At 41.6% G+C, this 25,275-nt stretch carries 21 protein-coding genes; 5 read left to right on the top strand and 16 right to left on the bottom strand.

What is annotated here, in order from left to right; translation table 11 throughout:
* Window positions 1–12: 12 nt before the first annotated feature.
* Together pstB and Q7A_RS07070 are read left to right on the top strand one after the other, a co-directional pair.
* On the top strand, window positions 13–840 hold the full coding sequence (gene pstB / locus Q7A_RS07075) for a phosphate ABC transporter ATP-binding protein PstB (protein ID WP_014706656.1): 828 nt from the start codon (window positions 13–15) through the stop codon (window positions 838–840).
* Window positions 841–907: 67 nt separating this feature from the next.
* Window positions 908–1,573, top strand: a complete 666-nt coding sequence (locus Q7A_RS07070; protein WP_014706655.1) for a hypothetical protein — start codon at window positions 908–910, stop codon at window positions 1,571–1,573.
* On the opposite strand, the gene Q7A_RS07065 is transcribed toward Q7A_RS07070, so the two are convergent.
* Window positions 1,570–1,869 (bottom strand): hypothetical protein, encoded by a 300-nt coding sequence (locus Q7A_RS07065; protein WP_014706654.1) that lies wholly within the window; start codon window positions 1,867–1,869, stop codon window positions 1,570–1,572. The genes Q7A_RS07070 and Q7A_RS07065 overlap by 4 nt on opposite strands.
* Window positions 1,870–2,107: 238 nt before the next feature.
* Entirely contained in the window at window positions 2,108–3,283 is a 1,176-nt protein-coding gene (locus Q7A_RS07060) for a trans-sulfuration enzyme family protein (RefSeq protein WP_041354442.1), read from the bottom strand.
* Between the two features lie 788 nt (window positions 3,284–4,071).
* Here Q7A_RS07060 and Q7A_RS07050 point away from each other — a divergent pair.
* Window positions 4,072–5,163 carry an acyltransferase family protein gene (locus Q7A_RS07050; RefSeq protein WP_014706651.1) on the top strand — a complete coding sequence of 364 codons (1,092 nt, stop codon included), beginning with the start codon at window positions 4,072–4,074 and terminating at the stop codon, window positions 5,161–5,163.
* A 111-nt stretch (window positions 5,164–5,274) separates the two neighbouring features.
* Here the strand turns inward: Q7A_RS07050 and oadA are convergent, their stop codons facing one another.
* Both oadA and Q7A_RS07040 read right to left on the bottom strand, forming a co-directional pair.
* Entirely contained in the window at window positions 5,275–7,065 is a 1,791-nt protein-coding gene (oadA, locus tag Q7A_RS07045) for a sodium-extruding oxaloacetate decarboxylase subunit alpha (protein ID WP_014706650.1), read from the bottom strand.
* A 23-nt stretch (window positions 7,066–7,088) separates the two neighbouring features.
* Complete coding sequence (locus Q7A_RS07040; protein ID WP_014706649.1) at window positions 7,089–8,504, bottom strand: acetyl-CoA carboxylase biotin carboxylase subunit; 1,416 nt, start codon at window positions 8,502–8,504, stop codon at window positions 7,089–7,091.
* A 118-nt stretch (window positions 8,505–8,622) separates the two neighbouring features.
* On the opposite strand from Q7A_RS07040, the gene Q7A_RS07035 reads away from it, so the two are divergent.
* Together Q7A_RS07035 and Q7A_RS07030 are read left to right on the top strand one after the other, a co-directional pair.
* On the top strand, window positions 8,623–9,564 hold the full coding sequence (locus Q7A_RS07035) for a LysR family transcriptional regulator (RefSeq protein ID WP_014706648.1): 942 nt from the start codon (window positions 8,623–8,625) through the stop codon (window positions 9,562–9,564).
* A 131-nt stretch (window positions 9,565–9,695) separates the two neighbouring features.
* Window positions 9,696–10,223: a cytochrome b gene (locus Q7A_RS07030; RefSeq protein ID WP_014706647.1), complete on the top strand. Its 528-nt coding sequence runs from the start codon at window positions 9,696–9,698 to the stop codon at window positions 10,221–10,223.
* Between the two features lie 72 nt (window positions 10,224–10,295).
* Here the strand turns inward: Q7A_RS07030 and Q7A_RS07025 are convergent, their stop codons facing one another.
* The 12 genes from Q7A_RS07025 to Q7A_RS06970 all read right to left on the bottom strand — a co-directional run bounded on the left by Q7A_RS07025 (window position 10,296) and on the right by Q7A_RS06970 (window position 25,275).
* Window positions 10,296–12,677 (bottom strand): tetratricopeptide repeat protein, encoded by a 2,382-nt coding sequence (locus tag Q7A_RS07025; RefSeq protein ID WP_014706646.1) that lies wholly within the window; start codon window positions 12,675–12,677, stop codon window positions 10,296–10,298.
* A gap of 16 nt (window positions 12,678–12,693) precedes the next feature.
* Window positions 12,694–14,220 carry a VPLPA-CTERM-specific exosortase XrtD gene (gene xrtD, locus Q7A_RS07020; RefSeq protein WP_238595961.1) on the bottom strand — a complete coding sequence of 509 codons (1,527 nt, stop codon included), beginning with the start codon at window positions 14,218–14,220 and terminating at the stop codon, window positions 12,694–12,696.
* A gap of 39 nt (window positions 14,221–14,259) precedes the next feature.
* Window positions 14,260–15,363 (bottom strand): WecB/TagA/CpsF family glycosyltransferase, encoded by a 1,104-nt coding sequence (locus tag Q7A_RS07015; RefSeq protein WP_014706644.1) that lies wholly within the window; start codon window positions 15,361–15,363, stop codon window positions 14,260–14,262.
* Between the two features lie 459 nt (window positions 15,364–15,822).
* Window positions 15,823–16,989 (bottom strand): DUF1972 domain-containing protein, encoded by a 1,167-nt coding sequence (locus Q7A_RS07010; protein ID WP_014706642.1) that lies wholly within the window; start codon window positions 16,987–16,989, stop codon window positions 15,823–15,825.
* 50 nt (window positions 16,990–17,039) lie between these two features.
* Window positions 17,040–18,476: a hypothetical protein gene (locus Q7A_RS07005; RefSeq protein ID WP_151903902.1), complete on the bottom strand. Its 1,437-nt coding sequence runs from the start codon at window positions 18,474–18,476 to the stop codon at window positions 17,040–17,042.
* A gap of 163 nt (window positions 18,477–18,639) precedes the next feature.
* Window positions 18,640–19,479: a class I SAM-dependent methyltransferase gene (locus Q7A_RS07000; RefSeq protein WP_089418517.1), complete on the bottom strand. Its 840-nt coding sequence runs from the start codon at window positions 19,477–19,479 to the stop codon at window positions 18,640–18,642.
* 3 nt (window positions 19,480–19,482) lie between these two features.
* The gene (locus tag Q7A_RS06995) at window positions 19,483–20,586 is read right to left on the bottom strand and encodes a glycosyltransferase family 4 protein (RefSeq protein WP_014706639.1); all 1,104 of its coding nucleotides are present in this window, start codon (window positions 20,584–20,586) and stop codon (window positions 19,483–19,485) included.
* 56 nt (window positions 20,587–20,642) lie between these two features.
* Window positions 20,643–21,590, bottom strand: a complete 948-nt coding sequence (locus Q7A_RS06990; protein ID WP_014706638.1) for a glycosyltransferase family 2 protein — start codon at window positions 21,588–21,590, stop codon at window positions 20,643–20,645.
* Entirely contained in the window at window positions 21,590–22,168 is a 579-nt protein-coding gene (locus Q7A_RS06985; RefSeq protein WP_014706637.1) for a serine O-acetyltransferase, read from the bottom strand. The genes Q7A_RS06990 and Q7A_RS06985 overlap by 1 nt, the downstream gene beginning before the upstream one ends.
* Window positions 22,165–22,746 carry a serine O-acetyltransferase gene (locus Q7A_RS06980; protein WP_048480982.1) on the bottom strand — a complete coding sequence of 194 codons (582 nt, stop codon included), beginning with the start codon at window positions 22,744–22,746 and terminating at the stop codon, window positions 22,165–22,167. Before Q7A_RS06980 ends, Q7A_RS06985 begins: the two co-directional genes overlap by 4 nt.
* Window positions 22,743–23,840, bottom strand: coding sequence for a glycosyltransferase family 4 protein (locus Q7A_RS06975; RefSeq protein WP_014706635.1), 1,098 nt, complete (start codon window positions 23,838–23,840; stop codon window positions 22,743–22,745). Before Q7A_RS06975 ends, Q7A_RS06980 begins: the two co-directional genes overlap by 4 nt.
* A gap of 7 nt (window positions 23,841–23,847) precedes the next feature.
* Window positions 23,848–25,275 (bottom strand): oligosaccharide flippase family protein, encoded by a 1,428-nt coding sequence (locus Q7A_RS06970; protein ID WP_014706634.1) that lies wholly within the window; start codon window positions 25,273–25,275, stop codon window positions 23,848–23,850.

Genomic DNA, 25,275 nt, shown 5'->3' with positions numbered 1-25,275 from the left:
AAGGAAATAACTATGAATATGCAAACCGAAACAGGTGAGTTCATCGCCAAAAAATATGAGCCAAAAGGCCCTGTCGTTTTAGACTGCTATGTCAAAAACATTTACTACGGTGATTTCCGAGCAGTTAGAGATACCACTATCCCGGTTGAAAAAAATAAAGTGACTGGTTTTATTGGCCCATCTGGTTGTGGCAAAAGTACTGTACTGAGAAGTATGAATCGGATGAATGATTTGATTGACTCGTTCAGATTTGAAGGTCACATTCAATATCATGATCATGATATCTACAGTAAAAAAGTGGATGCAGTCATTGTCCGCCGTTATATCGGTATGGTTTTCCAGCTTCCTAATCCCTTCTCAATGAGCATTTATGACAATGTTGCATTTGGTTTACGACTCAATGGTTATAAGGGCGATGAAGAAGAGATGGTGGTCAAAGCGCTGAAAAGAGCGGCCATCTGGAATGATGTTAAAGATAAACTTAAAAACAGTGGGCTTTCACTATCCGGTGGTCAGCAGCAGCGTTTGTGTATTGCACGAGCGATTGCAACTGAGCCCGATGTACTGTTAATGGATGAGCCCTGCTCTGCTCTGGATCCCATTGCTACACGTCAGATTGAAGAGCTGATGGTTGAGTTAAAACAGCATTACAGCGTGGCGCTGGTAACCCACAATATGCAGCAGGCGATGCGTGTTGCTGATGTCACTGCATTTCTGGGGGTGGATATTTCGAATGGTGGCCGCACCGGCTATCTGGTGGAAATGGATGACACAAAGAAGATTTTTGAAGATCCACAACAATTACTCACCAAACAATATGTCAGGGGTGAGTTTAGTTAATCCAGACTTTTTATCATTTTTTACGGATAACGACTGAACGACATGATGAACTATCGGGTTTGATTTGATGGACAATATTGCAAGACTTGATATTGCTGCCATCAGATCGTGCCTGATAGATACGCAAAATAATTTTAAAAAGATTAACGCCTCGCTCAAGGTCAAACGAACACCACCCAGCGATACGGTGATCGAAAACCTGATCGCGGGTTATGCAAAAATTGACGAGTATCTGGTCAATGGCATCGATTTATTTGCCTATGGGAATTCAGGGTTACTGCTCGAACTGAACTATATTGTTCTCTATCAACATTCAACCAATTCATCAATAGAGAAACACTCACAGTTTGAAGCCACCCAATCCCACTTTTATGACGTTAGAGATGGCGGGATTGGTCAGTTAATGGACTGGCTGGCATTAAATGAAAACACTGATGTCTGGAAACGTAGTGCAGGCATCTTCACCAACATTCTCAGTCAGCCACAGCTCTTTTTAGAAGGAAATCACCGCACTGGCTCCTTGATTATGAGCTATGTGTTGATGCGGGAAGGTTATTCTCCTTTTGTCTTATCTTGTGAAAATGCCAAGCATTTTTTTGAGCCCGCAGAGTTAAGCAAAAAGCGTCGGAAAAAATCATTGGTAGATGATTTCATTTACCTGCCAAAGCAAACACGAAAGTTTGCCAAGCTACTCCGAAGCGAGCAGGAAAAACGCCGGTTTTTAATTACCTAGTGATAATTTCCGGTAGATTTTTTATCTTTTAATTCACCACGATTGGAGCGCAGGATTTTTTGAAATTGTTCGGGATCGTTTTTGAGAATATCAACATATTCATTTACTAAATCATGCCAGTCGGATCCGCCATAAAGCGAAAACTTTTCCAGTGACACCATGAGTAATTTGGCAGCCACTCTGAGTTCTTTTTTATCTGCTTCACCATACCAGTCCGTTAACTCACTATAGAGTGCTTCGATTTTTTCTAACGGGGTAAACTCAACCACCATATCCTGTTGCTCTTTATTACTCATCGTGATTCTCAAAAGGGATGGATCAGGCTCTGTTGGTTTTTCATTGCCCCCCCTTTGCTGGGGGGCATTTCGTTCAACAAGGCGGAAATAATGCGATGCAATAATTCTACATAAGTTATTTCCAGTGCAGTAGGGCGAAATGAGTTTCAGCAGCGGGAATTGTAGCTGATAATCCTCCGCTCCTTCTCTTCGGATGAGATAAAGGCTACCCACAAATCAGAGTCGATAGCTGAAACATTCACTGACAAAGACTAAAAGCCTGTTCCAGATCGTCAATTAAATCGTTTATATCTTCCAAGCCAATTGAGAGCCGAATCAAACTGCCGTCAACATCGGCTTGTCTCAATATCTCTTCAGACAAGCCATAATGCGACGTATATATCGGTTGAGTCGCCAGACTCTCAACACCACCCAGACTCGGTGCAATGGAAAAGACTTTCAACAAATCGATAAAACGCTCAGCCATGGAGCCATCACCAGCGATATAAAAACTGGCCATCCCGCCAAAACCGGACATTTGCTGTTTAGCAAGCATATGTTGTGAATGTGAAGCCAACCCGGGATAACAGGTTTTACGCACCTTGGAATGCGCATCCAGATAATCAGCGATAAGCTGGGCATTATCATTATGCCGTTCTACCCTAAGCGCCAAAGTGAGCAGACTACGAGACAGCTTATGTGCAACTTCGGTCGCAATCGTCTGACCAAGGTTTTTACGCCACGCATTGATATAATCCAACTCCAAACGACACCCAGACAATACCCCTGCGGTTAAATCGCTATGACCTCCCAGGTATTTGGTGGCACTTTGCACAGTAAAATCAGCCCCCAGGTCAATCGGGCACTGATTAATAGGCGTAGCAAACGTATTGTCCACAGCTAATAAAGCACCATTCGCATGAGCTAGCTCAGCCAGCCCACTGATGTTTTGTAGCTGCAATGTCGGGTTACTTGGCGATTCGAGATAAACCAAACGAGGTTGATGCGTTTTTATGGCTGTTTCCACCGAGTCCAGATCAGTCTGGCTCAGCGAAAACGTCTTTATACCAAGTTCCGGAAGCTGTCTGGTTAAAAGCTGTTTAGTACCGCCATAGACATCTCCCAGACATAAAATACCCTGAGCAGCAAACCGCATGAACAAGGCAGAGATTGCCGCCATGCCAGAAGAAAAGGCCAAACTGGCCTCGGCATGATCGAGTTGAGCCAGTTTACCTTCCAGCGCCATGATGGTTGGATTCAGGCCATAGCGACTGTAAAAAGCTCCTGGTGTTTTACCATCAATAACATCACGCATCGCTTGTGTACTCTCAAAAGCAAACAGACTCGTGTCATATAACGGTGGTTGAGGCGAACCTTGAGCATTGCGATACGTATCATTATGTATGCACTGAGTCATCGTAAGCTTTGATTTCATAGCGGCTGTCTCCTGTTAAGAACATTGAATACCAATAAGTATCTGCTAGGGCTGTTGGTCTTTTGAAGCCACCTCTGTTGTGACTGAAAATTTCACCTATTAAGGCGCGAAGAGGAGCGCAGTTTGTGAGACACCTCCATATATCTCACCCCCGTCAGGGCTTGCGCTCAAAGTGCTTATCTCCATGTGCGTCTTGCGCCCGCGACATTTGTACTTGCTCATCATATGCAAAAGTTATGTCTGGAATATGGCTAGTCTCGGCGTTTTTTATAGTCATTCTAAACAAACAGTGTCCTCTCACGCCCCTGACCTACTTCCATGCATGCCACGCGGAGTTCAGCCACAACCCAAAGGGTTGGGACTATTTTTCTGCCCCAGAGCGATGGAAATGACTTATATAGAACAACTAAACCGAATCATTTCCGCCTTGTTGGACGAAATGAGCCTCTAGCAGAGGTGGCAATGAATGATGAACAAGTCCTAACACTACCCAATTATCTATAAAATAGAAGCACTGAAAAAACACAAATTGATCAAGGTTACAATTTACACTCGGTGAACATGGCAAACACAAATGATTTTTACAGTCTCCCTTTATTAACTTGAATTATAAATTAACTTAATTTATCTCAAACCTTTAAACAACTTACAGGTTCAACTATTATTTATTACATCAATTGACCTGTATTATTCAGCAACATAAGCTGTATTTTTTCTAAGCGATATATGATTAAAAATTCTTTTAATCTCATTTTTTAATGCCAACAAAGCGACAGGGATAGTTAATAATGAAAAAACATACTTTCGTTTTCCTGGACGGATTAAGGGGGTTAGCTGCGCTTCTGGTAATGGTTGCTCATACTAATGATTATTTTGGTGTGTGGGGCAACAGAAGTTATCTAGCAGTAGATGTTTTTTTTATATTAAGTGGTTTCGTTATCGCTCATGCATACGAGCAAAAACTTACTGATGGCTTACTATCCTTCGGCGGATTCTTTCGTAAAAGAATTATTCGACTCTACCCAATGTACTTATTGTCTCTTGCATTAGCCTCTGTTCTCATTTTAATTGGCGGATTCATACAAGGTAATAACATTTTGCTATGGACAGGATATACAGCGTTACTGACCAGCTTGTTTATAACTCGATTTTCTAGCGATATGCTTTTTACACTTAATCCGCCATATTGGTCATTATTTTATGAATTGATAGTTAATTTCTTGTATGCAGCTATCGCACCTTTCTTAACTACTAAAACTCTTATCATAATCTTAGTTACCTCTGCTTCAGTTTTATTTTTTTCAGCGTTTAATAATGGGCATTTAAATATTGGATTTGGTAATGGTATTCACCATTATATAGCCGGTATGGCCAGATCAGTTTTTGGCATAATGATGGGTGTTTTACTCTACAGAATCCGAGATCGATTGATAGAAAAAGTTTCATATATTTCGCCTTGGATTCCAATTTTCGTAGTAATTTCGGCTCTTTTGATTCCGAAAACTCAAAGTTATGACTTTTTAATCGATTTTTTAATTATAACTTTACTCTTTCCTGTTTCTATCTTAATAGCATCACAATTTAAAGAGTCACGTTTTAATTCAAGTCTACTCATGCTTGGAGCAGCGAGTTACCCTTTATATGTAATACATTATCCCATTAGTAAATTTATCACTACATCACTCGATATGATTGGTTATAAACACCTAATTTCAGAACATGCACCTTTTACTGGTATTGCGCTTACCATTTTTCTTGTCATATTGAGTCTATTGCTGGTCAAGTTTATTGAAGATCCAGTGCGCGCATGGCTGAGCACATTATCAATGAAAAAGTTAAAATCGGCTTTATCATTAAAGAAACAAACTTCAGCTCCATGAATATTTTCTAAAAAAAAGATATCAATAATTGATGCAGTAATATCTATACAACTTAATTAGGTAATAAAAATAAACCGGGGAAAGCCCGGTTTTTGATGAGGTATTTAGCAGTTAACCAATTTCGATCAACACCTCTCCAGGTGTCACCCGATCCCCTTTAGTGACATGGATCGCTTTGACTTCTCCTTCGATATTCGCCAGCAACTCGGATTCCATTTTCATGGCTTCGATAATCATCGTCGATTGTCCTGAGTTCACTTTGTCGCCCACATTGACCAGCACTTCAACCACATTACCTGGTAACGGCGTAGTGACATGACCGGGATCGCTGGCTTTTTTGCGACCTTGCTGAGCACCATCGGAAACAAATTCGCTGATGGTTTCAAAGACGACTTCTTCAGGCATTCCATCGACTGATATATACATTTTGCGTTTGCCGCCACCGACATCGCCGACACCGGTAATCGCGACATCATAGGTTTCACCATGCACATCGACTTTAAATTCGGTTGATACCGTGCCTGGCGCTTTACCTTTACTCTCTGGAATCAAAGGTTCAGGTTGTAACGTTCCATCCAACCGTTGCTGGAGGAATTCACGTCCGATATCAGGGAACATGGCAAAGGTTAATACATCTTCTTCGCAGGTTGCCAAATCACCCACCTTGGCGCGTAATTTGTCCATTTCAGGGGCAATCGAGTCGGCTGGACGTGATTCCATCACGGTTTCATTGCCAATGGCTTTGCGTTGCAATTCGGCATTAATCGGTGCAGGTGGCTGGCCATAACCACCCAGTAAATAACGTTTCACTTCATTAGTGATGGTTTTATAACGCTCGCCACTTAATACGTTATAAACCGCCTGGGTACCGACGATTTGTGAGGTTGGCGTGACTAATGGTGGGAAGCCCAGATCTTCACGGACTCTTGGAATCTCGGCAAATACTTCACGGATACGATCCAAAGCATTCTGCTCTTTCAGCTGATTGGCCAGATTGGACATCATGCCACCGGGCACCTGATTGATTTGAACCGATACATCTTCACGGGTGAATTCGCTTTCGAACTGGTGATACTTTTTACGCACTTCACGGAAATAATCGGCAATTTCCGACAGTAAATTCAAATCCAGTCCAGTATCCCATTCGGTGCCTTTTAATGCTGCTACCTGGCTTTCAGTAGCCGGATGACTGGTGCCACCGGCAAACGCTGAAATCGCCGTATCAATCCGGTCAACGCCCGCTTCAATGGCTTTTAACTGACACAATGGTGCCAAACCAGAGGTAGAATGACTATGAATCACTAACGGCAAATCCACAGCGGATTTAATGGCTTTCACCAGCTCATAAGTGGGATACGGTGCCAGCAGACCGGCCATATCTTTTATCGCAATGGAATCAGCACCCATATCACGGAGGGTTTTGGCCTGTTCAACAAATAATTCGGGTGTATGCACCGGGCTAGTGGTATAGGCGATAGTGCCCTGAGCATGTTTACCAGCATCTTTCACCGCTTTTAATGCTGTTTCCAGATTACGCATATCGTTCAACGCATCAAATACCCGGAACACATCAATGCCATTCTCAGCGGCTTTGGTAACAAAAGCCTGCACCACATCATCAGCATAATGACGATATCCCAACAGATTCTGTCCACGTAACAACATTTGTAGTCGTGTGTTGGGTAGCATGCCGCGTAACATCCGCAAACGTTGCCATGGGTCTTCTTTCAGATAACGAACGCAGGCATCAAAAGTCGCCCCGCCCCAGACTTCCAATGACCAGTAGCCCACCCGATCCAGCTTCTCGCAGATCGGTAACATGTCATCGGTTCGCATACGAGTGGCAATCAATGATTGATGCGCATCACGCAGCGTCACATCAGTAACTTGAATTTGTTTCATTACAATTCTCCGGCTAACTTGTTTTACCAGCCTGCATGCGCGGCGATGGCCGTAGCCAAAACCAGTGCCAATGCGGTGGGATGACGTTTATCTGAATAGGTCAGTAATTCGGGATGAGCAGCAACAAAGCTGGTATCAAATTTTCCTGCTCTGAAATCGGGATGTTTGAGGATCTGCTGATAATAACTGGCCGTGGTTTTGATGCCATGTAAACGCATATCATCCAGAGCACGACGGCCACGATCGACTGCATCTTCCCAGTCCAGTGCCCAGACCACCAGTTTCAAACACATCGAGTCAAAATAAGGCGGGATTTCATATCCGGTATAAATTGCGGTATCGACCCGAACACCTGGGCCACCCGGAGCATAGTAATGCGTGATACGTCCAAAGCTGGGCAAGAAATCATTTTTCGGATCTTCAGCATTGATCCGAAACTGCAGGGCAAAGCCGCGATAATGAATATCTTCCTGACGGTATCGCAAGGTTTCACCGGCGGCGATGCGTAATTGTTCGCGAACAATATCAATACCGGTAATCTGTTCGGTAATGGTGTGCTCGACCTGAATCCGGGTATTCATCTCCATGAAATACACCTGATTTCCGGTCAGCAGAAATTCAACGGTTCCGGCATTTTCATAACCAACGGCTTCAGTGGCTTTTACCGCCAAACCACCGATATAGTTACGTTGTTCAGGCGTTAACTGTGGACTTGGAGCAATTTCAATCAGCTTTTGATTACGTCGTTGAATAGAACAATCGCGTTCATATAAATGCACCACATTGCCATGACTGTCAGCCAACACCTGTACTTCGATATGTCGTGGGTTAACAATACACTTTTCCATAAACACTTCAGCTGAGCCAAAGGCTTTGGTCGCTTCGGAAATAACCCGGGGAAACTGTTGTTTCAGTTCAGCTGGCGTGTCACAACGGCGAATACCTCGTCCACCACCGCCAGAAGTTGCCTTGATCATGATGGGGTAACCTATATCTTCGGCAACCGTTAATGCTTCATTAATATCTGCAAGGTTGCCATCAGAGCCCGGAGTGATTGGTACGCCCGCTTCACGCATGCTATCGCGAGCAGCCGTTTTATCCCCCATCTTTTCAATAACTGATGCTTTAGGTCCAATAAAGATGATGCCGTTTTGTTCACACAAACGGGCAAACCGGGCATTTTCAGACAGGAAACCATAACCGGGATGAATCGCATCACAGCCGGTTTCAACAGCCAGATTTACCAGCCGTACCGGATCCAGATAACCTTCAAGCGGGTCTTCGCCTAATGAATATGACTCATCAGCGCGTTTAACATGTAAGGCATAACGATCCGGTTCAGTATAAATTGCCACTGAACGAATCCCCATTTCCGAGCAGGCCCGGACGATTCGAACAGCAATTTCGCCGCGATTGGCGATCAGAATTTTTTTCAACATAGCTCAGCCTCGGCCAGATTTGTTGGCAAAGCGTAAAACAAATTACTGATAAACAAAAATCAATTAAATATAATTCATCGATAAGTAAAAACTTATCACTCAATATACAGGTGCAGTAATGGCGCTCAGTCTCCAACAATTAGTTTCCCGTCTGTCGTTCAGGCAAATGCAGGTTTTTCAGGCGGTCTACCAATATAAAGGTTATCGCAAAGCAGCGGAATATCTGGGCCTCACCCAACCCGCAGTCAGCTCACAAATGCGGCATCTGGAGAATGCCCTTGAACAGCCACTGTTTGAATATATCGGTCGCCAACTGTATTGCACCGAAGCGGGTGAACGGGTGGCTGCTTTTATAGAACGACTGTTTGGACAAATGAGCGAACTGCAAAGTGAATTGAATTTATTACGGGAAGCGCTTTCAGGGGATTTACGATTAAGTATTGTCAGTTCATCGCAAACTGTCGTGCCCTATTTGCTGAGCAGCTTTCTGAAAGAATTTCCGGCGGTAAATGTTCATGTCGACGTTGTAAACCGCACCCAGGCCTTGGATAGACTAAAACTGAATATTGATGATCTGGTGATTATGGCGATGGTCCCTGAAGGACGTTCATTAAGCACATTACCTTTCCTGGATAATGAACTCATTCCTGTAATCAGCAACCAACATCCTTTGAAAAGCCAAACTCAGGTATCAGCAAAGCAGTTTTTTGCCGAGCCCATGTTGATTCGGGAAAATGGTTCAGGAACCCGGTTTGCCGTTGAACATCACTGTCAGCAGCATCGTCTGCAAATTAAACCGACCATGGAATTAAGTTCCAATGAAAGCATTAAGCACGCTGTAATTGCTGGTCTTGGTGTAGCCATCCTGCCAAGGTTAAGTGTGATCGCTGAGTTACGAACCGGACAATTGAAAATGTTGGAGATTCAGGACTTTCCAATTCGCCGCTCATGGTGTCTGGTTCACCCAATGGGCAAACATCCGTCACGAGTTGCCTTGGCGTTTATTGATCATGTGTATGAGCGACTGGAACAGATCCACACCTATTTTCAAGACGTCTGATCAAAGTAGTTCATCAATAATAGTGTAATTCTATGCTCTTAATAAACACTTAAACTTGGTGCTCATATACTAAAAAGGCGAGATAACGTTCTCGTGAATATAAGAAATAATGGCAAACAAAGGAGAGAGAAATGTTACATGACAATAACGAACGCTATGGATCCATCACGCGTTTTTTTCATTGGGTAATCGCTGTGTTAGTGCTGCAGCAGTTTTTCAAATTTGCGGATCGTATTAATGAAGGCGAACACTGGCTGGGCGATACCTTTGGTCCATGGCATGTAACCATGGGGGCTACCATTTTAGTTCTCACAATAGCGCGTCTATTATGGACGATGAAACAAAAACCTCAGCGTCCAACTAATCCGGGAATGGATGGTGTCATCGCTAAACTGGCACATCGGCTGATGTATCTATCATTACTGGTTATGCCTTTCCTTGGCGCATTATATATTTACGGTAAAGGCTATCCAGTCAAAGTGTTTGGTGTTGAACTGATTGCTAAACCAGCCGATGAAGTTCCCTGGGCACTTTCGCTCGGTGAGTGGCACTCTCCTTTTGCTTTTTTATTGGTCTTTCTGGTCATCGCCCATATTGCCGGTGCACTTTATCATCACATCATTCAAAAAGACGATGTTTTAAAACGCATGGCAGGTTAAAAACCATTGACACAAAAAAGCCTTGCAGGTTAAGTCAGTCCTGCAAGGCTTTTTATCTGATGTTGTAGCGGACTACAGCTGATTTAATTGTTCCGTAACCTTACCAAGTAACGCTTCATCATTGCCTTCAGTCGCCATGCGCTGAGCACGCTCAAATGACTGTTGTGCTTCTTCAGGCATATTCAACGCAACATATACCCGACCAAGATGATAATGGAATAAAGCAATGGATTGCTCACTTGAAGCAGCTGTTTCCAATGCCGGTCTGGCATCTTCATAATTCCCCATTTTGTAATTTACCCAACCAAAGGTATCGGCAAAATAAGGTTGTTCAGAATCACGAAAACGACTGGACAAAGTTAATGCCCGCTGCAGATTTTCTGGTGATTCAAATTGATCGGTCAGCAAACTGGCCAAATTATTTGCCGCCACGTCTATGGAAGGATCGCGGGAAAGGACTTCTTCATATAATTCCCTGGCTTTTGGATAGTCTCTCATCGCTTCATAGGTTGAGGCCAGTTGTAAAGTGAGAACATTATCGTCAGGTAACTTTTCGAGACCTTTTTGATAAGTTGAAACGGCCTGCTCCATATCACCTTTTTGCTGATAAAGCCCTGCCATCATGCCATAGCCACCACCCCATTCAGGATTCGACTTAATGCCTTTTTCAGTGACACTTATCGCTGCGTCCCAGTCGTTCTGAGACACATAATAATTGCTTAATACAGAATAACCATTTAATAGCTCGGGATATTCAACGATATGTTGATTAAGGTATTCGATCATTTCATCTTGCTGTTCAAGACGCAGATAGCTTTGAGCCAGCTCCTGCAATGCACGGGTAAGACCAGGATCAATCTGCAGGGCCCGATCATATTCCGTTATGGCCAGCGTGTAATCTTCGAGGCCCTGATACATCTGAGCAGTCAAAAGGTGTGTTAAAGCAGACTCCGAATCACGCAATGAATCCAATATTGTTTTGGTACCTGACCAGTCACGTTTCAAAATCCGAACTTGCGCCAGTGCCTGCAATAATTCTTCAGAGTTCGGGCTTCCTTCCAAAGCACCAATCAATACACCTTCTGTCCGATCCAAGTCGTTATTCCGCATCAAACTGCTCGCCACAGAGATAGCCGCCTGAGGGTTTTTAGGATTCACGGACAGCGCCTGTCTGAAACTATTCTCCGCTAATTGTGCTGAACCGGTTTTCATATAAACCTGTGCCAGCAAAACCATCGCCTCATCCGCTTCAGGATTATTACGAATAATCGTCCTAAGATTACTTATCGCAGAATCAAAGTCCTCATTACGAATTTGTAGCTTTGATTTAATCAATAACGCCTGTTCATTTTGTGCATCAATCACAAGCACTTCATCGGCCATTTTTTCAGCCTGGTCAAAGTTTCCTTTGCTGGCTTCGAGACTCGCTAATGTCGACTTTGCTCTTAAACCGCTTTCGGTATCAGGCTCCGACGCAATAATAGTCTCCAATTCCGCTACCATATCTTCGGTTTTACCCTGTCTCTGCAACATTTCCAACTTGGCAAACCGTAATTCCTGATTATCCGGATGCTCGGCAACATATTGATTCAGCAAGGCAACGGCAGCTTCATTATCAAAATTATTCAAAAATCCGACATAGGCCAATTTTGTATCGATATCATCAGGATTACCCGCTATATAATTTTCCATTACCTTTTTGGCTTCATCCGGACGATTCAGAACATCGTTAAGTATTTTCGTCAATGAAATAGCTATCCAGCTTTCATCTGGCATTTCTTCTGCTAATGATCTGAGCATAGATTCCATCGCCTTAAAGTCTTTCTGCGCTTCGTAAATACTCAACTTGATCATTTTTACCGGTAACGATTCAGGATGAACCGCTAATGCTTCATCTGCGGCTGAAAGTGCTAAATCGTATTTTTCAGTTTCTTTGTATAACATTATCTGAGCTGATAATGCCTCCATCGACGTGTTATCAATTGATAAAGCCTGATTAATTTGCTTTTCAGCTTCAGCAAAATTTTCCTGTTTGATATAAATCGTTGCCTGAAGCAATATGGCTTCGATATTTTCCGGCTCCAGAGTAAGTGCTTTTTCAGACCGTTCCATTGCCTCGTCCAGGCGACCAGACAACAGCTGGATTTGTCCCAATTTAACGATAGCATTAACGTTATTCGGATCCAGCGACTCCACCGTGGATAAATTGGCATACATACCCTTCCAGTTCTGGTTCTTTTCATCAATCAGTGCCAGTTGATAATAGCCTTCGGCTTCTAATGGATTAATCTGTAAGGCGTTTCGAAACTCCAACCGGGCCTTCTCAAAATCACCCTGTTCCATCAGTTCTTTACCGCTTTCAATAAACTTTGCAGAAGACTCCTCGGCAGAGCCACAGCCTGAAATGACGCCAATCAATAAGGCGGCAAGAACGGTACGTTTTAAAATTTTCATATCCATATTCCTAAACTTATTCTGCAAGATAACGTTTGATTTCGGGTGAGGTACTCTGCATAAGCAATTGGATTCTGGCATCAGCCTCCTGATGACTCTCGCCCGGATGCACAGGCGTGACATAACGAACCAATGCGCCATCTGTTCTGTTTTCTAATAATGCATCTTTGAATAAAAACCACTTATTCAAATATTCATTGGCAATCTGTCGACCACGGCCCTGGAACCAGTAATAAACCAACTGTTCCTGATCGCCATTTTTAATAATAACGCGGTTAATTGGCTCCCCCATGACTTCAGTTCGACGAAAATCTGCAATCTCCCAGCCGCCCCCTGGAATACATACTCGTGGTGAATGTGGAGATTGCCCTTTGCGCTGAGTTTCGTAATAAGCCACATAAAGGTTAACAATACTACTATCCATACCGGTGAAGTTTACAAACAGATAATCTGTCATGCCCAGCTTATCCACCACACGCTCATCTAATTTTTCATGCTGTCCAATCCAACCCGTAAATTGCAATGGGAAACTAATGAATTCCTGATGTTCTGGAATTTCTTCAACACGATTATCAAAGAATTTAGTAGAAAATAAAGCCGCAATCAGAAGAATCAGAACAACAATAAATGGTTTGTAGGAATACACCAGCGAATCCCCACTGAACATTTTATTGGCTGGTGCATGATCCACTACACCAAAAAGCTGCGACAGCGTTTTTCGACTGGGTGCAATTTTCTCTAGAAAGACCACCAGTAAGAAAAGCAAAGCGGCGCAGGCCATAAAGATAATCCAGCCCTCAAAGTCATGCAGAAAACCTTCTGCCATTGAGATGCCCCAATTATCAACCATCACGCCTATAGCACCGATCCGGAAACTATTCATCAAAATGGTAATTGGAATCGTCATCAGAAAAATGGTTGCACGCTTCCAGAATGCTGCTTGATAAAAATACGCAGCAATAAAACCCAGACTCATTAACGGGAAGAGATAACGTAGTCCACTACAGGCTTCCACGACCTGAAGCTGATAAACGCCAAGATCGATAATATTGCCTTCCAGAAACACCGGGATTTGGAATAACCGAATGACCTGAACACCTAACCACGAAGAAAATAACTGAAGCTTGGCGGTAAGAACGACTTCTATAACGTAGGGTAAGGGAATCGCAAATAAAAGTAACAATATTGGAGCAAAGGTATATTTAGTCGCTTTGCCAACGGTGACCATCGAAAGCCCAAGCAGAATCATTACAAAGGAGTATTGAATAAGTAAAAACAGCGCGCTGATTTCGCCCACAATAAAAATAATTATGGCAATGAGTATCACGAAGACCCCAGACCACAGTGGGGGGCCTTTTGCAGCATTAATTAAATTACGTTTTTCCCATAGAATAAAAAGCGTGACCAGAGGGATTAAAAAGCCATGACTGTATTCTTCCTGGTTGCTCCATCTTGAAACAGCCTCGGCAAGCCCTGCCCAATAAGCAATTATCGCTATCGCGAGTGCAAGGATAAACATCCCTACCATTTTAATGTTTAACAACCTTGGCCTCCATTCATATGCGATTCATTACTTATAATGTCAGATTAACTTGAATCGATTTAAAACACCACTAAAGCGCAATATACGCTGCAATTTTTCAGAAATCCCTTGTAAACTCAAACCTCGACCTTGACGTTCCAGATACCCTTGCAAGAATAAAAGCCGTCCCACTATATCAGCACCAATTAACTTAAGATCAGTAACATTTATAATTACATCAGGAACTTGCTTATCCAATACATCATCAAAAATCTCGTCTAATTGATCCAAATACTCGCCTTCGACACAACCAGACAGATAGACAATCAACTGCTCACCCTGGCTAAATCTGACTTCTGTCTGATAATCATGAGAGGTAACCTTTTGGGTTAAATAACGTGAATACCAGTAAAGGGGAATAATTTGAGTCAGTAATAGTCTGGAGTAAGTGATCGCATCAAAAAAATATCGCTTTAGAAGTTTTGGCTCCTGTCTGATTCGCCATAACCACTCTAATCCATAACGTTGCCATTTTTCGGGGGCACGCTTTACATGTCCCGCAACAAAATTTATTACCGCGCCAAGATGAGAAATAACTGTTGCATTTAGCTTCGTCTGATTACGCAAGATCCATTGTTGTCCTTTTTTGGCACCAAGCGCCACCACTAGAAAGTCTGGATCACTATTATTGATTTTCTCGATAATTGAATCATTGGACATTTCTTCCACCGAAACAAATCCAGGATCATAAAAGCCGCAGCTTATCATTCCTTGGCTGCTTTTATTTAGCTGCTGATGGGCCTTTTCAGCAATACCAGGCTCACCACCCAAAAAAAACACTTTAATTTTTGGGGATAATACTTGTTCAGATAATCGGGCAAAAATATCTGAGCCAGCAACTCTTTCTGGTATGGGAATATTGAGTAGCTTAGCTGTTAGGAGTAATGAAATACCGTCCACAACCACTAGATCACTTTGAATTACCGACTTATAAAAATCAGGATCAAACTGCGAAGTGGCAGCAAAATTGAGGTTGGGCGTCGATAAGAAACAACGGTGTTTATGTTCTATTGACCAATATAAATAATTTACAGCTTGTTCGATTGTCATTTGGTGAAACGGCAAACCCGCCACACACCAGACCGGTGAATGAAATTTTTTCATCTAAAGCTTGCGACTCCATTAAGAATACAATTCAATCGACAAATAGTCTTAAGTACTATCATAGTTAAGTCGTAATCAATGTGATTGGCCCATAGAAAAAACCATGATTTCTGTAAAATTGTGGCTTAGCATAAATCTTTCTGAGGCTCCTTTAGCCAGATCTTTTTGGGGTTAATGGTTTATGTACTTAAATGTGTTTTTTCTGCCCTGTTTTTGGGTCGTTGAAGGATTTCGTTGGATATAAAACTACCTGATAAATTAAAACCTTCAGAACAAGATATCCAAGTCGCATTAATTTGCCCAATGCAACAAAATAACTATCATTTGTTTACTTATCATGAAATTTCAAAAGCTTCGTAACGAAAATCGCTAAGTAAACAGTTGCATGTTTGGTTTAAGACATTAGTGATAGTATTCAAGCGGGTAGTGCTTAATTTATCAATAATCGTCATTTATTATTCACTTCAAGCTTGATGATGAGTTTTCTATAAGCAGTGATTTATTTAGCGCATATTTTAGTTTGATCTCTAATAGCTTTTCATATTGTTTCAAAATCGGTAACCACTCAAACATTTTATGAAAAACCTGTCTGCTGGATAATTTCAACATTGTATTTAATTCATCATCTCTAAAGATTAAATCCAACTTATCACTGCAATCTTTGATATTGTTGAAATAAAGCACCTGCTCTTGAGTTACCCAACGATTGAAAGCATTTTCGTGAGCCAGAATACAGCATCCTGCACCCAAAGCTTCAACAAGGGATGGATTTGTTCCGCCAACCGTATGTCCATGAATATAAACACGAGAATAGTATCTTAAAGACTGGACAACCTCTGGGTCATATATTGCTCCCAGAAATTTGACTCTGTCATTTGACGCACGCTTGATTCTACCGTGGTAATCATTTTGTTCTGGAAAGATATTACCCAAAATCACCAGATCATAGTCTCGTGGCTTTTGTGAAAAGGCCTGGACTATTTCCAGTATTGAGTTTTCCGGTTCCAGCCGGGCAATAACCACTGCATAGTTATTTGTTTGCAGACCAAAAGGCTTTAATTTTTCCGGTTTAGCCGTTTCAACACTTTCAGCACCATAAGGAATCATGGTAATTTTATCCACACTAACACGCGTTTGAAGATGCTTTTTGATTTCAGGATGGTCAGCAATTAAATGATCCCCCATGAGACAAGCAATACGCTCATTGAGATAAAACCAAATACGGATAGGCAAAGACCATTTACCGCGCTTCCATTCGATTCCATCCATATTAATTACGTTATAAACTTTCTTTATTCGACAATAAATAGCCAAAAAGCCGGTGTTGTATCCTAACGTCAACAATAAAGATTGAGATCGGCATGCATGTCTAGTGGCTTTCCAGTCAAAAATGATAGTGCTCCATGGCGTATCGTTTTTAACAGGAATGTGTACTAACTCAACACCTTTGTATTTGCTGGTAAAAATAGGTCCGGTCCCAATATGTTGGCAATAAACCGTTACTTTCCAACCATTTTTGACCAGTACAGGTACCAGGTATTCTACAAAGGTTTCGAAACCACCATGTGCAGCCGGTAGGCCCCGTATCCCCAGAATAGCAACACTTTTTATTCGATCCTCTGCCATGATTATTCCTTAAATTATGACAACATGGTTTCTTTTAGAAGAGCTCGATCCTACTCTATTGTTATTATATTCAAGGTATGTGGTGGTAACGATAATTCAACTTGGTTATTTAAATGTCTGGTGTCTATGGTTTTCGACCTGACCTTCGATTCAGCAGTATCGTAATGAAAAATACTATCGACTGTTAATGAATCCGCTTTCACAGTGTTTATACCTGTATAACCTTGGATATTGATTTTTACGTTCGCTTTTTCCATGGGATGCTTATTCAGTATCAGTATTCTTAAAACGTTATCATCAAGAGTGCTGACACTGTTTAGAAACGAAACATTTTGTTGGGCTGGAGCAAATCCCACATTAGGTGAGTTAAACCCGGGAGAAGAAGTCACTGTTTGCAAAAACTTACCCCGCATAATTTGATTGAAAGCTTCTAGCACATAAAAAGCTGGCCGCTTTTCTCCTTGAAGCCCAATAGCACCAAAATACCAATTTCCTATCAGTGACCAATGGTTTGCCATTAGAAGGTCGGGCATTCGACTCAAATTCATTAATAAATCTGACAAATACATCGCCCCCATCCAACTAGCAATGAAGCCATCAGATTCACCACCGTTTAATGTAAACATGGCGTTATATTCAGTCAGAGCAATTTTTATATTATCTTCTGAACGGTATTGGTTCACCTCCTGTCGAGTCTGTTGGAAATTTTTTTCAACCAACCCGGCAGCGGCCATTGAGGCCAGATAAATCTGGCTATATTCAGGTACTTCAGCATGGATATAAGGATAGTAGGCATTATGGACGCTGACAAAATCAATACGCTCAGTAACGCCTTCCAGTACCGTTTTATTATAGCCAGGTAAAGGAGTTGCTGGCACCCCCACTAACTTGTCACTGCGCAAAGGAATACCAACTTTTATGGTCGGATCAACAGCCTTCATAGCACTAATAAAAGTATCTGCTCGAGAGGCAAAATCTTTAGGTGAAATCGCCAGTTGCTTTTGATTATCATCAATCAAATACGGTTCATTACCAATTTCCCAGTAAACCACTTTTGGTAAAATTTCGTCTTGATAGCGTACTCTTTCTATATTGGTCATTCTTACCCAATCAGCAGCCTCCTCCGGTGTTCCAGTAATCAAATTCACTGTGATAATTGGAGTGGCGCCAAGCTTTTTACTTATGTTTAAAAACTCTGCAGTCCCCAGTAATATCTTGTCGTCTCCATCACCATGAAAGCGTTTATTAGTGCCTCGGTTTTGTATCTCACCCATTCCATCCTTCCAGTGATAAAGATCAGCCAACGAGCCTCCAGGATAGCGAAGTACACTCACCCCCATTTTTTTTGCTTTATCAATAACGTCAGAATCTGGGGTAACCCCATCAGATAAGAGAATACCGTCACCTCTATCCACCCATTGCAAATTACTGCCTAGTAAATAAGGGTTAATCTGATACGTTTGTGAGGCGTCAATCTCAACAGTCACTGGTATCGCTGTCTCGTTTGCAGAGCACGCTGAGTGAACCAACACAATGAATATGACTGAAACAAAACTCACCACACGCTTAGTAGTCTGACTCGGTAGTGCACTATATTTGGTTATAATATTGAGCATATCCATACCTCATAATTGGAATCGCTGGCTTAATTTAATTATTTTTTTGTATTAACGCCATCACCCATGGATTGAAGCCGGTTTTCAACATAAACTTTGGCATAAAATCAATATACCACTTTGACAAAAGTCGGAAGGGTTTTGGAACCCTTGAAAAATAAACATAGCCTTTTACACTCTGAGCACGCATTTCATAAGGTAATCCAGAAAGGTAGTTATCAATATCTGAATACGCCCACAAAAAATTTTCTCCCCAGGTTTTGTGTATAGTTGCACCACTTAACTTCGTGAGTTTTAACTCCAGCTTAGATGCTTTTGAATCTGGCCCGTGGGCTGTGTCAACAGGAAATTTACGATTAGGACCTCCGATAAGCATATAACCACCCGGTTTAATCACTCTGTATATTTCTTTCAGCCAAGTTGCACGAATTTCATGGTAATTCGGAAGCCTGTCAGCATGACCATCAGAAGTTCCTATGTGTTCAATCACACCTAATGTAAAGGCAAAATCCAACGTATTATCCTGAAAAGGTAATTGCAGGTTGTATGGATCCACAAAAAAATAACGCTCAGGATCAAAACCTTGTTCTTGCCAATATTTACCAAGCGTAATTAAATCAACGCCATATGCATCAAGCCCTTCTTTAAAAAGCTCATTGACCATAGTGCCAACACCGCACCCAACATCCAGTACACTTTTCGCTTGGCATTGTTTGATCAACGGCAAAATATAAGATCGGGTTTTATCAATATTCCCGGCCATTTGTTCGAAAGCATACTCATCGGTCGTTGAATTAAACAACTCGGTTATTTCACCTTGAATCAAGGTGCCAAAGCCATTCACCTTCTGTTCAAGCGTTTTCAAAGCTACCATCGTTCATCCTGCCTTTTGAAGTATTGATACTGTTTGTTCGGAGGTAATTTTCCAGTCAAAACGTTTGGCTTGTAAAAAGCCGAGTTGAATCAATTCATCCTGCAATTTAGTTTCTGTCACCAACCGAACTAAACTATCTGACAGCTCTTGATCACTAGCAGGATCAATCAACAAAGCCGCTTCACCAGCAACTTCTGGAATTGAACTCACATTGGAGGTAATGACCGGAGTACCGCAGGCCATTGATTCTATTATCGGTAAGCCAAATCCCTCATAAAGAGATGGATAAACAAAAACGTCTGCTCGATTATAGAGAGCCACTAGCTCTGTATCATTGACATACCCCGTTGTTTTTACATGTTTTTCAATACCATGTTTCTGAATTTCATTAAGGATGGCATGCCCTTGCCAGTGCATTTGTCCAACGAGGACCAAATCATGTTGAATAAGGTCTTTTTTACGAAGTTGTGCGTATACACGCACCAATCTTTCAATATTCTTTCGCGGTTGTAAATTCCCAACAGCAAGAATAAAGGGCTGGTCCAATCCAAACTTTTGCAACACATGTGACAGCCAGAGAGCATCAGTTACATGTCGAAAGATGTCAGAAACCCCATTATAAGTCACCGATATTTTATCCTCGGGTATACGGTATTTTTCTATTATCTGACGCTTGGAGAACTCTGAAACGGTGAGAACATGAGCACTTTTTCTTGCCGAAAATGGAATCAAAAGCTGCATTCGTTTTCGTGATAGTGGATTAAAGAACTCAGGAAAATATTCAAAAGAAATATCATGCACCATTGTCACGACAGGACACGGCATCACTGGTGGCACAACATACTGAAACAGAGCAACATCAATTTGATCTTTTTTGAGTGCCAATGGAAATCCAAACGGTATACGTAATAAAGGATTATGTGGCGTTACTTTTCTGATAGTTGCTTTTGACATCCACTCAGGCAACGCAACCTCTTTAGTTTGATATAGAAAATACTCGTGTTGTCCTTCATCAGAAGCAAGCATTGCCTTTATAAGGTTACGAATATATGTTTCATTACCCGTTTGCCTTGCTCCAACAGTATGTATGTCAATCCCTAGCCGCATAAAACCTCAATCTACGTTTAGCATGCATTTGATTAATGAATCATGATTTACTGATGTTATTGCGTATCCATTTCTTGCTTAATAATTTTTCGGGTAATCTGAATATATTGCCAGCTTGAGATGGCTTTTTCTTTATATCCCCGACCTCTTCGCAACAAAGACAATACCGAGTAACACCCCCACCGAATGAAGAAGCCGGTCAATGTAATCCAATCCAATAGCCAGACAAATTTTCCATTATTCAGCATACTATAGAAAGACCGTAACCCTTTTAATGAACTTAAAAGTATCTCACCTTCCTGCTTTTTCATACTCGCTCCCTGAATATGGATAATCGAGCAAACTGGAGAATAAACGATACGCCAACCATTTTGTTTCAAACGGTGACAACACTCCATATCTTCGCCGTACATGAAAAAAGTTTCATTGAATATAAAACCATCCAGAGCAGACTTTTTCAGTAACATCACTGCGCCGGAGATCCAGTCTACCTCCACATCAGTTGGAATATCTCTGTCCAGATACAACGAAGGAGGTCTCCATTTTTCAGGAATCAATAAATCTAGAAACAAATAATGTCGGGCAACATTAGTTAATGAAGGGTATGCCCCTCCAGTCCAACGTTGTAGTGAATGGTCAAGATTTAGTAATCGACAACCCATAACGCCAACATCAGGCATAGAATGTGCGTGAGAAAGTAGTTTATCAATAGCATGATCTATCACCACCGTATCAGGATTAAGCAATAGCACATAATCTGACTTGCAATATGCCAACACTTGATCATTTGCTTTGCCAAATCCAACATTTGTCTTATTTGCAAACAAATGTACCTGAGGAAACAGCTCTTTGACCATATCGACGCTGCCATCCGAAGAAGCATTATCAACAACAAACACCTCAAACTCATCGGCTGATAATAATGTTTGCTGATAAACCGACAGCAAGCAGTTTTTTAACAACTCACAGACATTCCAGTTAACAATTATTATTGAAAGCTGCATTAAGTATCCTTTTGAACATCTGCAAGGATAATGTTGATTTTTTCAGCGTTGTAAAGGGTCGTGTTCGCAGGAATTGACTCATTTAAATAACAATTTGGACCAACCGTCGAGTTATCACCGATCGTCAGTTTTCCTTTAACCACGGCATAAGCTCCTACAATTACATTATTGCCGATTTCTGGTGCATCATTCACTTGATGATGTCGCTCGATATGAATCGATTCTGTTACGACAATAGCCCGCGCATAAAGGGTCAGATGTCTACCTGCATGACCATAAAAAGCAACGCCAGGAGTATGAGGAATATATAGCCCCGGGCCAATCTCTGATGCCGGGCTGATATCTGCTTTATGTATAAGAAAATTAATTCGCGAAATCAGTCTGGCAATCATTAAAAGTTTACGTCGATAAAACCAGTGCGCTAGACGATAAAAAGAACTGCACATAACAGAAGGAGTCAAAAGAGCACTGAGCATGCGTAACTTACTGTAACTTTCTCCAGAAAAATCTGCTGAAAATTTAATATATTGAACAATATCCTGCTTAATCAACGCTTTTAAAGGTAAAGAGGTCGTCATAGGCCGACATCCTGCTGGTCATCACCAGTACCACTTTTTTGAACACGCTTTCTTGGCTCACGAACTTCTACTACAGCCCCATCAGGTACATCTCTGGTAATAAAGCACTTAGGCTGCACATGTACATCATCACCGACGCTAACTGGTCCTAATATAAAAGACCCCATTGCCAGATGTACATTGTTACCGACCACTGGTAATCCGGGTCCTGCACCAATGTCTTTAACATCTCTACCACCTCCAACGCCTCCATGCCCTTCTACTGTACAGTTTTCACCAAACTTGCCGACAATCACGAGGCATAATGGATATTGAACAATAAAACCGCCCCCTATGTCAGAAAGCGGACTTATATCCGCCCCTGTAAGAATCAAGTTTATATGCCAAAAAAAGCGTGCTAAAACTCGATTACCTCTATCAAAAAAGTAGTGAGAGAGTCTATGCAGATAAATACAGAGAAAAGAATTGTTCATTATCAAAAGAAGCGGTTTTCCAGCCCCATCCCGTTCAAAAAAAATTTTCAAACGGGCTTTATCTGCTTTAATCCTTGCACGGGTTTCTTTCCAAGAAATACTCATAACTGTTCCTCAACCACAGACTGATAAAACATCTCTTGCTGGTTGGCGATATCATCCCAGCAAAACTGTTGGGCCCATTTAGCTGCAACTAGAGATTTCCGTTGCATTTGCTGAGCAGAAAGATTAATAAACGTTTGAATAGCTCGGCTATAGGCGTCAACATCAAAAGCTGGAACACGAATACAAGCCGGAGAAGCCACTTCATTCATTGGAGCTTTATCAAACAGTATGACCGGTTTACCACTAGCACAGGCTTCCGTTATGACCATACCAAAGGTCTCTTCTCTTGAAGAAACACAAACGAATCGACTTTGGCTAATCAAGCGACGCTTTTCTTCTCCGGCAACCTTACCAACTAAAGAAACCCATGGCTGTAAGCCCATCTCGTCAATCAACTTGTCAATTAATGGCTTTTGAAAACTATGCCCTACAAGATAAAGGGGCAACCGGATGGATTCAGGCACTTTTAGATAGGCTTGTAACAATAAATCAATGCCTTTCTGTTCAATATCCAGCCGACCAAGATAAAGGATGTAATCACCATGAACCAATGACTCCGAGAACAGAGACTCATCAACACCATTGGGAATTACAGCAATATTAGCTTTCGAATGGCGTTCTAATAACAACTTTTTCATCTGTTCAGTTAAAACAATCATATTTTTATACAGCCTAACACCATATCTTTCACCAAAGTGGAATGGCAACTTGTATTGACTTGCCAGTTGTCTGGCAAAAAACCATTGAACCGAAGCAATAACAGGAGCTTTAGCAAATAAAGGATTTAACGTAGCCGAAAAAGGCGGCATAAAATCTTCGACCAACAGATCATATTCCAATCTCCTAACTGCAGCCGGCAGGCTGAAAAAGAAGGTTATATGATGAGATGAACCATGGTTACGCACTTTTCGGCCCAATCGGATGTAACGAATACCATCACGAATTTTTTCAGGTGTAGAGCCTTCGAACGTTGGCGTTAGAACGGTTATTTCATGACGTTGACTTAAGCGCTTATATATCTCATGGTTACGGATTGGCCCCCCTCCACTTAGCGGATTATCGATATCATCTGGATCAATATGCAATATCTTCATTACTCAGTCACCTCACCATTAACTGCTTAAGGGACTGTAATTGTTTCGCTGAAACAGCCTTAGTCAAAAACAAGATCAACCAATAAAAGATAAACGAGCAAAATAACGCAATAAACAGTCCACTGATTGGTTTCAACAACACAACACAGCCAAGCATCAGACCACCGGCAATTAACGGCTTGAACAACACCCCCAGTACAGAGGGCAGTGACATTTCCCTGTAAAGCCATACGTAACGTAATATGAATTTAAAAAGAGTCGTCAATAATGTCGCAAGTGCAGCCCCATAAAAACTCATAAAATGAATGAGAACCAAAAGCATTATGAGATAAACAGCGAAACTAACGCAGAGAATTTTCAACTCAAGGCTTTCACGATGAGCCGCAAGCACCACTACGGTAAGAACTTGATCCATCGCGATAAATAAGATTGCAAAAGCCAGAATTTGCAACACGCCAGAGCCAGCCACATATCCTGATCCAAAAATCAACGGTACAATCCAATCTGCCGACAACGCTAAAATGAGTACTAAAGGAAGTCCAAATATAAACGTGACCTGAAACATTGTCTGGTAAAGCTGTTCGAAGTTCTTTTGTGAATCCGTAAACATGCGAGAAAATACTGGAAATAACACCAATGTCAGTACACTTGGAACCATCAGTCCCATCTCATAAATTTTAAACGGAGGAGAATACATCCCCACATCCTGCATGCTCGCCAGCAATGACAGAAAAATAAAATCAAAACGACCAATACCGACGGATAAAATCAAAATCCCAAAAAACATTGGGCTTTGTCGTAGATATGCAATGATCTCTGTGAGATTAAAAAAATTTATCTCAAATTCATCTTTCAAACCACCTCTAAACCAATAAATGAAAACAGCCAGAAGCTTCGCGCCCAAAAAAGCTAAAAATAAGGCAGTGACGCCATACCCCATCCATACCAGTATTAAACAGATAACGACCCTGAGAACCGTTTCGATAATATTGACCCAGGCAATAACATGCATATTCTCTTTTCCGGTCAACACGGCTTCAGCAGCAACAGCAAAAGCCATTGGCAAACTGGATAACCCTACAAGCCAAAAAGCGTTATGCATACTTTCAGGATAAAGATTTAACCCAATCCCCCCGATCAATAGCATTAACCCTAATGAAACAGGCATGGCAATTGCCAATGCATTGGTAAACTGCAAACTTATTGTGTCCGGTTCAGTTGCCACTCGCCTAGCAAGGACAATATGTAACCCCAAAAGTGGAAGCTGAAGAATGAACATAAAATACGTGAATAAGGTACTGAATTCACCCAACATTTCAGCCCCCCAATTCCGAGCCAAAATGGTAAACAAAACGAATGAAAGCATTGCAGTTGCCAGACGCATCATTGAGACTGAAAAAAAGTTTTTAATAATTTTTTTCAGATTGATGCTCAT

Origin of the sequence: Methylophaga nitratireducenticrescens, assembly GCF_000260985.4 — a bacterium.
GTDB lineage: Bacteria > Pseudomonadota > Gammaproteobacteria > Nitrosococcales > Methylophagaceae > Methylophaga > Methylophaga nitratireducenticrescens.
The sequence above is the reverse complement of the archived record's forward strand: the minus strand, read 5'-3'. Positions and strand labels throughout refer to the sequence as shown.